The sequence below is a fragment of the Neobacillus paridis genome (assembly GCF_016765675.1).
GTDB lineage: Bacteria > Bacillota > Bacilli > Bacillales > Cytobacillaceae > Neobacillus > Neobacillus paridis.
The window spans coordinates 21,205-30,373 of record NZ_JAESWB010000092.1; the positions used below are offsets into that span (position 1 = coordinate 21,205).

Genomic DNA, 9,169 nt, shown 5'->3' on the forward strand with positions numbered 1-9,169 from the left:
GCCATTATTGTTTTACCTGCTCTCTCACTAATACCAGTTGGCTTTTTTGGATTTTACCAGTGGCATTTTTAGGCAATTCATCAATAAAATATATTTCCTTGGGCACCTTATATTTGGCCAGGTATTGCCTGCAATATTCCTGAACTTCCTCTGCTGTCATCGTAGCACCTTCCTTTTTAGCAATAAATGCTATTGGTACCTCGCCCCATTTAATATCCGGTACACCCAACACACCCACCTCAAGTACATCAGGAAGTTGATTAATGACTTGCTCCACTTCAAGTGGATAAATGTTTTCCCCTCCTGATATAATCATTTCTTTTTTTCGGCCAATAATATAAACAAATCCTTCCTCATCTACCTTAGCCAAGTCTCCAGTGTGAAACCAGCCATTTTGAATTGCTTCATTTGTTGCCTCCGGTCTGTTCCAATATTTCGTCATAACATTTGGCCCACGGACGATTAAGTGGCCCACTTCACCAGACTTTACCTCATGGCCCTCTCCATCAACAAGCTTAAATTCGCAGAATTGTACCGGTTTTCCGACTGAACCTATTTTTCTCAGTGCATCTTCCCTGCTTAACAAAAATACGGAAGGCGATGTTTCCGTCATCCCAAATCCTTGACCCAATATATAGCCCTTATCCTTGAACGCATGAATCAATTCATGGGGGCAGGGTGCACCACCGCTATAAAACCAACGGACGGAACGAAAATTTGCTTTGTGGAAGGCTTGACAATGGTAGATTGCTTGATGAATAGAGGGTACCCCCATTACGACCGTCACTTGATATTTTTCAATCATTTCAATCGCTTTATCTGGGTCAAATTTACCCGGTATAATAATCGTTCCCCCTACAAAAAGTGTTGGCAAGGCAAATAAACCAATCCCGCCTATATGAAAAAGCGGCAATAAAACAATGGAACGATCCATCGAAGTCAAATCAATGGCGAGGACGTTATTAATAGCATTCCAATACATATTGTTTTGAGTCAAGACCGCCCCTTTAGGCTTCCCAGTGGTCCCAGAAGTATAGCAAATAATGTATGGAGCATTTTCATTGATTGAATCTTCCCAAGGCAGATCCTCTGAAATGGTGATCTGATTTAACAGATCGATAGGAACCAGTTCTATCCCGGTCTCCTGTTGGATACTTTGAGCCATCTCGGCAAAGGTATCTTCCCTCACTAGAATGGTTGCTCCGCTATCCTTTATTTGAAAAAGCAATTCGTTCACATTTAACCGAATATTTAAAGGAACAGCGACGCATTGAAGTTTTGCAATCGAAAACAATAATACAACATACTCAAGTCTGTTTTGCGACAGGATGGCAATTCTGTCTCCCTTTTTCACCCTCCATTTATTTTTTAGGATTGCAGCCATACCACGTATTTTTTCATCCAACTCTTTATACGTCAGCTGTTCAGTTTCTGTCATAACAGCGATGCGGTTCGGATTGGTCATTGCCCGTTTTTCAATCCAATAAGCCATTCCCTGCATGCAAATCCCCCTCATTCATCATTTTTGATACCATTGAAAATTAATCCCATCGCTGCATTAAAAACTTGTTCCGGTACATCCTGACCTTCCCAAAAAACCCAACGCATCCCCAAGAACTGCCCGATTGACATCAAACAATAAGCAACTGTTTCTAAATGGGTATTCCTAAATTCCCCATCTTCCACCCCTTGAGACAAGCTTTTGAGAAATCCAGATGCCAGTTTTGCATAGTACCAACGATATAATTCCTGATCCACAACAACCGACTGTTGGACAATGCTATATAATTCAGGATGTTTTTTTACCCAATTAAAAAAGGCTTGAAAACCCTTCCTTTGTGCCTCTTCATGAGTGGAGGCATCTTTCATTTCTTCTTTAATTGCCATTCTCAATTGGCGGCTATATTGTTGAATGAGGGCATCAAATATTTCCTTTTTTGATTGGAAATAATTATAAAATGTTCCTTGTCCAACCCCGGCTTCTTGCGTAATATTCACCACGGACGCTTCAAAATATCCCTTTTTTCCAAAGACCTTTTCCGCTGCATTCAGTAGCTTCTCTCTAGTTGCCATTGCTTTTCTCGTCAAGTTAGTCGTTTCATCCAATAAACTTTCTGACAAGTGAATCACCTCTCAATTTTTATTTTATTCAGTTAATTTAAAGTTGTCAACATAATACTTTGAATATTTTCTCTTTTATTTAAATCGATCCCGATAAAAAAACGGCGCCCATTACGGCGTCGTTAACAATATCAACTATGCTGTTGTATAAACTTCTTCATGCTTTATTTCATGGCGGATCGTTGCTTGAGCTGCTGCAAGTCGTGCCAATGGGACACGATATGGCGAACAGCTGACATAATCTAAGCCCGCTCTGTAGCAAAAATCAATGGAACTCTTTTCTCCCCCATGCTCACCGCAAATACCAGTTTTTAACGATGGTTTTGTCTTGCGGCCAAGCTTAACGCCCATTTCCACCAACTTGCCCACACCTTCCTGATCAAGAACCGCAAATGGGTTTTCCGGTAGAACTTTGTTTTCAATATAGGCTTGCAGGAATTTTCCTTCAGCGTCATCTCGGCTGTAGCCGAATGTTGTTTGTGTCAAATCATTCGTTCCAAAAGAGAAGAAATCAGCTTCCTCAGCAATTTTGTCTGCCGTTAGGGCTGCGCGAGGGATTTCAATCATCGTGCCAATCGTGTACTCAAATTGCTTGCCTGTTTCTTCTTGTACCTTGACTGCGGCATCTATCACAAGTTGTCGCATTTGTTTTAATTCATTAACGTGGCCAACAAGCGGGATCATGATTTCCGGCTTAACCGCCATGCCCTTTTCCGCTAAGGCGGCAGCTGCGTAAAAAATAGCTTTTGCCTGCATTTCGTAGATTTCTGGGTAAATCATTCCTAAGCGGCAGCCGCGATGACCAAGCATTGGATTAAATTCATCCAATTGCCGAACCTTTTTCAGCAATTGCTCTTTTTGTTTTAATTCGTCTGATTGCGGTTCAAGGATTTGCAGTTTTGTAACCTCAACTAATAATTCCTCCTTATCCGGTAAGAATTCATGCAATGGCGGGTCAAGCAGACGAATTGTGACCGGGTATCCCTGCATCGCCTCAAAAATCCCTTCAAAATCATCTTGCTGCATTGGCAGCAGCTGCTCTAAAGCTTCCATTCGCTCATTAAAGTTTTCTGCGAGGATCATTTTTTGAACAATTGGGATTCGCTTAATATCCATAAACATATGCTCCGTACGGCATAGGCCAATTCCGCCTGCACCAAATTCAAACGATTTTTTGGCATCCTCCGGGTTGTCGGCATTGGCACGGACACCAATTTTTCGTTCTTCATCCGCCCAGGTTAGCAACTGTTGGAACTCCTCAGATAGCTCCGGATCAATCATCGGAATTTCCCCAAGCATAATCTCACCAGTGGAGCCATCAATCGTAATGACATCACCATGACGAACAACAGTATCGCCAACTGTAAAAAACTTCCCTTTCATATCAATCTTTAATGCTTCACAACCGCAAATGCAAGCCTTGCCCATACCGCGAGCTACGACAGCGGCATGGCTTGTCATGCCGCCCCGGCTTGTTAAAATCGCCTGCGAGGCCACCATCCCGTGGATATCATCCGGAGTTGTTTCCGGTGACACAAGAATCACCTTTTTCCCTTCATTTCCCAATTGTTCTGCCTCATCGGCATCAAAGACCACTTGCCCCGTTGCTGCTCCAGGAGATGCAGGCAGACCCTTTGCTAAAATCGTTTTCGGCACCGAATCGTCAATTCGCCGATGCAGCAGCTGATTCAGTTGATCCGGGTCAACACGGAGCAGTGCGGTCTTTTTATCAATGATCCCTTCTTTTTCCATGTCAACCACAATTCGGATAGCTGCTTGTGCGGTCCGCTTACCATTTCGAGTTTGTAATATGAAAAGCTTGCCGCGCTCAACAGTAAACTCAATATCCTGCATTTCTTGGTAATGCTGTTCAAGACGGTGACAAGTATCGGCAAATTGCTGGTACACCTCTGGCATTTCCTCTTTTAAAGTAGCAATCGGCTGTGGTGTACGGATTCCGGCAACAACGTCTTCCCCTTGGGCATTGATTAAATATTCCCCATAAAGGACCGGTTCCCCAGTGGAAGGATTTCTTGTAAAAGCAACACCGGTGCCTGAATCGTCTCCCATATTCCCGAATACCATACTTTGAACGTTTACAGCCGTACCTAAATGATCGGGGATTTTATTCAAGCGGCGGTAAACAATCGCACGCTGATTATTCCAAGAATTAAATACCGCATTTATGGCTAAAAATAGCTGTTCCCTTGGATCCTGCGGAAATTCTTTTCTCGTGTGTTTTTTGACTATTTCTTTGTATCCGGAAATAATTTCCTGCCAGTCCTCCGCAGTCATTTCTGGATCAACGGAGTAGCCCTTTTGTTCACGTGTATCTTCTAATAATTGTTCAAAGAAAAATGTATCAATTTCAAGTACTACATTGCTAAACATTTGGATAAATCGACGGTAGGAATCATAGGCAAATCGTGGATTATTTGTTAACTTTGCCACTCCGACAACCGTTTCATCATTCATCCCAAGATTCAAAATTGTATCCATCATGCCAGGCATAGAAAAAACGGAGCCTGAACGAACAGAAACTAGCAAGGGATTTTGCGGATCACCCAATTTTTTACCCATTTTTTCTTCCAAAGCAGCGAGTGCTTCAATTGTTTGTTTTTCTACCAGATTAGGGATGGTTTTACCAGATTCATAGTATGCGTTACAGGCCTGGGTTGTAATTGTAAAACCGAAAGGAACCGGCAGGCCGATTCTTGTCATTTCTGCCAGATTCGCCCCTTTTCCGCCTAGCAAATCCCGCATATTTCCATTACCTTCGTGAAACAAATAAACAAATTTCTCCATGATTAAGAGCTCCTCTCTTTTTTCAACACATCTAAGATTAAACCGGCCGTTTCTTCTACTGCTTTATTGGAAACATTGATAATCGGACAGCCAACCCGCTTCATAATTTTTTCAGCATAATCCAATTCATCAAGAATACGTTGAAAGCTTGCATAATTGGCCTGTGAAGCTAACCCTAATGCTTTAAGTCGTTCTTTGCGAATTTCATTTAACTTATCCGGTGAAATGATTAAACCGATACAATTTTTTCTTGGTATTTGAAATAATTCTTCTGGTGGCGGTACCTCGGGTACAAGCGGAACATTTGCCACTTTATAGCGCTTATGTGCTAGGTACATCGACAATGGTGTTTTAGATGTCCGTGAAACGCCAATTAAAACAATATCGGCTTTTAATATTCCTCTCGGATCCCGACCATCATCATATTTAACCGCAAATTCAATCGCTTCAATTTTTCGGAAATATTCCTCGTCTAATTGCCGCATTAGACCAGGCTGATGATGCGGTTCCTGGTTAAACTTGACAGTAAATGCATTCATTAAAGGGCTGAGTAAATCAACCGCAACGATCCCCTCTTCGACTGCTCTTTTATCCAAATATTCTTTTAAGTCCGGTATTACGATTGTGTAAGCAATTAGAGAATTCCCTCTTTTTGCTAACAAAATAACATCCTCTATATCCTCAATATCATCTACATAAGAATTTCGGCGAATCTCGACATGACCGCCGTTAAACTGTGTTGCCACTGCTTTGACAACAAGCTCAGCCGTTTCACCAACCGAGTCTGATATCACATAAACAACTTGCTTCGTTTCCAAAATGGCAGCAACTCCCCTTTAGTCTACTTTTTCTTCCATTAATTCCAGATAAGCACGGGTTATAGTTGTTTTGGTAATCCGTCCAACTAATAAATATGTATTACTCTGTTTGTCCACTTCCTTCACAACTGGTAATGAATCAACATGATAATTAATCATTTTTTTGGCTGCCTCATATAAGGTCTCTTCAGGAAAAATAGTAACAATATTCGGCATCCGCGTCATAATGACACTTACTGGTAGTTCTTGCAGATTTTGATTTCCAATTGCTGCCCTTAATAAATCTTTCCGTGATACAACTCCAGCTAAATGTCCCTCTAAATCGACTGCATAAAGTGTTCCGACATCTTCTAAAAATAACTGGACAATGGCGTCGTATACAGAGGTTGATTTTTCAACAACAATCGGGTGTGCTTTAAAATTCGTCACCTTTTGGTGAAGATATTTTTCCGCCTGCCGTTTTACGGCAAACTGTTCATTATAAAAGTAACCTACTCGGGGTCTTGCATCTAAATTTCCTGACATCGTTAAGATTGCCAAATCTGGTCTTAAGGCTGCTCTCGATACGGAAAGTCTCTCTGCAATTTCTTTTCCGGTGATGGGTCCATTTTTTTTTACAATTTGCAGGATTTCATCCTGACGCTTCGTTAGTTTAATTATGACCACCCCCTTAAGCACAATAATGATGTTACAATTAAGTTAGCTAAAACAAATATGCTATACTTTTTATATATATAGTATATTATATTTAGCAATGTTCTGGAACAAAAACTTTGACAATATCGCAAACAATTTATCTTTGATTTACAGAAAAAATCCCGCCATGATCATTTGGCGGGATTACTTTGCTCAGTCAACGTACCCCCACTGAGAACCTTACGGTTCCTGTTTCAGTGGGGGCTTGAGTTAGCCACTCAGGTCTTTTCGTCTGAGACGAGTGACGCTCTGAGTGGCAAGCACTGTTCAGCACTCCCCAAAGCACTGTTTTTGGTCGGTACTGGCGACGAACGATCGTTTTCCCACTTGCACCACCCTTCCGAAAAAGAGCCATACAAGCCCCGACAAAAAGTCGAGTACACATGGATGGTTGACGCACCCACTAAGCTATGCGCAAAGCAACAGCCTTACGTTTTTGCACCTCTAATTTGATTGGAGTGTTCACTTGGAGATATCCACCCATTTCTACAACTTCAGATTTTCTCAAAATATTCAATGCGCCATTAATGTCAGCGTGAATACATTGTCCTGTTTTACTTCGATATAATCCACGATGGATTCGTTTGCCGCTGAAGGAGTAATTGGATGGGTCATTTTTTGACCAAACAGGGATCATATCTTTGTCTAGGAAACTAGCCTTTGATGTGTAACTTTCCTCCTGCTTCACAAAACGAATACCCTCTTTCAAACATTTGTTTTCGATGGCTGAAATCAGTTTATGGAAGGGAATTTGAACAAATTTCTGATTGTTCTTTTTACCCATATCAGACTCTTGTTTCCATCCGGCATTATAGCCGACAACTATCGTATCAATGTTGAATTCGCTTACTTTTTTGAACAGTAAACCTACAGCTTGCGAGATATAACCGTTGATTTGGTTTTCACGCTTTTTCCAAAGCTTTGCGATAGAGTTCGTGACGATCCTTTTTGAAATCCCGTTGTTGATATTTTTCTGTTGCAGATAGCTAATCGTTTTGTTGAAGTATTGGTTGATGGATTTTAGTTTTTTGCCATCTATTAAGAAGGTATCCCCTTTATTTGTTGCACAACTCAGCAATCGGTCTACACCTAAATCGCAACTCAAAGCATTCGTTGTGGTCGCCCGCTGCTTCTTCATTTGAGAGATTTGCATTTCATAAGTGTAATGCACCTCAAAGAACCGACCTTTTTGTTTGGGTACAATTTCAATGTAGGCTATTTTTTTATTTAACAAGTTTTTAGGCATTCGGATTTTGATAGAACCAAACCGTTTTCTAAATTCAACATTCATTGGAATCATCCAGTATCCATCGTTATCAACTTTCGGAACTTGATAGATTTCGATGATTCGTTTTTCAGTAGAACGAGAATACTTTGGAAACTTAGGACGACCAGTGAATTTTTCTGGGCTTTTCTTCCACTGTTCTAATGCTTTAAAAAAGCTCTTTACATCAGAAAACAATGCTCGGCGAATGGCTTGAGCAGAGTTTGATTGAACGCCCCAATAATTAACATCTGCCTTCATGGCAGCGTCAACTTCTTTTACAGTAGCCATCTTGCCCTTGCTCAAGAGGCTTTGTTTAATCGTATACAATCCAACATTTCGCAATGCCTTTGAGCTGTGTGCCATATGTTGAAGTAGACGAAATTCTTTAGCTGTAAGGATACTACGTCCGATATTCTGTTTTTGAGTGAAACGTTGAATGTTTTCGGTTTTCTTTTGTTTACGCAATACTTTAACTGCCTTTTTCCTGGTCATTTTGTTCACCACCTTTCTAGAGAGTTCACACTGAATTAAACAAACATCTGTTCTATGAGTAGTGGGATCACGATGCAAACCAAACAAAAGATTTCAGCCTATTGGCTGACAGCAATTCATCACCACCTGAATTGTTAGGCTTGTGCCCGTAACACAAATCAGATGGAGTCTTCTTGCCGAAAGGAATAAAAAAACGTTTTCCTCATAATAGAGGAAAACGTCATTTATTTAAATAATCTTTTGTCTTTAGTTTTAAAATGAAACCACATACGTGTCAATAAATATAGCTTATAAAATGTTTTTAAGTAGCGGCGGAGGGGATCGAACCCCCGACCTTACGGGTATGAACCGTACGCTCTAGCCAGCTGAGCTACACCGCCATAATTCAATTCCAATGGTGGAGCCTAGCGGGATTGAACCGCTGACCTCCTGCATGCGAAGCAGGCGCTCTCCCATCTGAGCTAAGACCCCGAATGGTCGGGAAAACAGGATTTGAACCTGCGACCCCCACGTCCCGAACGTGGTGCTCTACCAAGCTGAGCTATTTCCCGATGTAATAGGAATCCATAAAGTAAGATAAACGATAATCCATACGATCAACAATATTTGCATATGGATAAGCGGAAGACGGGATTCGAACCCGCGACCCCCACCTTGGCAAGGTGGTGTTCTACCACTGAACTACTTCCGCAATTTAAACCTTGATGCGGGTGAAGGGACTTGAACCCATACGGTATTACTACCACTAGAACCTGAATCTAGCGCGTCTGCCGATTCCGCCACACCCGCATATTTAAATAATTGTAAAGTCAATCATATAATATAGATGCTTAATATAGAGGTTTCATTCCCTCAAAACTAGATAATACAGAAGAAGTCATAAGAACGAGTTTCGCTAAGCGGACGCTTCCGCTTTTCTATTTGGTTAAGTCCTCGATCGATTAGTATCAGTCAGCTCCACGTGTCACCA

General features: G+C 41.3%; 6 protein-coding genes and 5 tRNA genes. All 11 read right to left on the minus strand.

Going from position 1 to position 9,169, the window contains the following annotated elements:
- Window positions 1-4: 4 nt before the first annotated feature.
- The 11 genes from JK635_RS06130 to JK635_RS06180 all read right to left on the minus strand — a co-directional run bounded on the left by JK635_RS06130 (window position 5) and on the right by JK635_RS06180 (window position 8,988).
- Window positions 5-1,501, minus strand: a complete 1,497-nt coding sequence (locus tag JK635_RS06130) for an o-succinylbenzoate--CoA ligase (RefSeq protein WP_202653098.1) — start codon at window positions 1,499-1,501, stop codon at window positions 5-7.
- Between the two features lie 11 nt (window positions 1,502-1,512).
- Window positions 1,513-2,073, minus strand: coding sequence for a TetR/AcrR family transcriptional regulator (locus JK635_RS06135; protein WP_438803823.1), 561 nt, complete (start codon window positions 2,071-2,073; stop codon window positions 1,513-1,515).
- A 183-nt stretch (window positions 2,074-2,256) separates the two neighbouring features.
- Complete coding sequence (ppdK, locus tag JK635_RS06140; protein ID WP_202653100.1) at window positions 2,257-4,926, minus strand: pyruvate, phosphate dikinase; 2,670 nt, start codon at window positions 4,924-4,926, stop codon at window positions 2,257-2,259.
- Between the two features lie 2 nt (window positions 4,927-4,928).
- Entirely contained in the window at window positions 4,929-5,744 is an 816-nt protein-coding gene (locus JK635_RS06145; RefSeq protein WP_202653101.1) for a pyruvate, water dikinase regulatory protein, read from the minus strand.
- An 18-nt stretch (window positions 5,745-5,762) separates the two neighbouring features.
- Entirely contained in the window at window positions 5,763-6,404 is a 642-nt protein-coding gene (gene ccpN / locus JK635_RS06150; RefSeq protein ID WP_368857076.1) for a transcriptional regulator CcpN, read from the minus strand.
- Between the two features lie 439 nt (window positions 6,405-6,843).
- Complete coding sequence (locus tag JK635_RS06155) at window positions 6,844-8,199, minus strand: RNA-guided endonuclease TnpB family protein (protein ID WP_202653103.1); 1,356 nt, start codon at window positions 8,197-8,199, stop codon at window positions 6,844-6,846.
- Window positions 8,200-8,505: 306 nt separating this feature from the next.
- Window positions 8,506-8,579: transfer RNA gene (locus JK635_RS06160), tRNA-Met, on the minus strand.
- Window positions 8,580-8,594: 15 nt separating this feature from the next.
- Window positions 8,595-8,670 (minus strand) — tRNA-Ala (locus tag JK635_RS06165).
- 3 nt (window positions 8,671-8,673) lie between these two features.
- Window positions 8,674-8,750: transfer RNA gene (locus JK635_RS06170), tRNA-Pro, on the minus strand.
- Between the two features lie 68 nt (window positions 8,751-8,818).
- Window positions 8,819-8,890, minus strand: a tRNA-Gly gene (locus JK635_RS06175).
- Window positions 8,891-8,904: 14 nt separating this feature from the next.
- Window positions 8,905-8,988 (minus strand) — tRNA-Leu (locus tag JK635_RS06180).
- Between the last annotated feature and the right edge of the window lie 181 nt (window positions 8,989-9,169).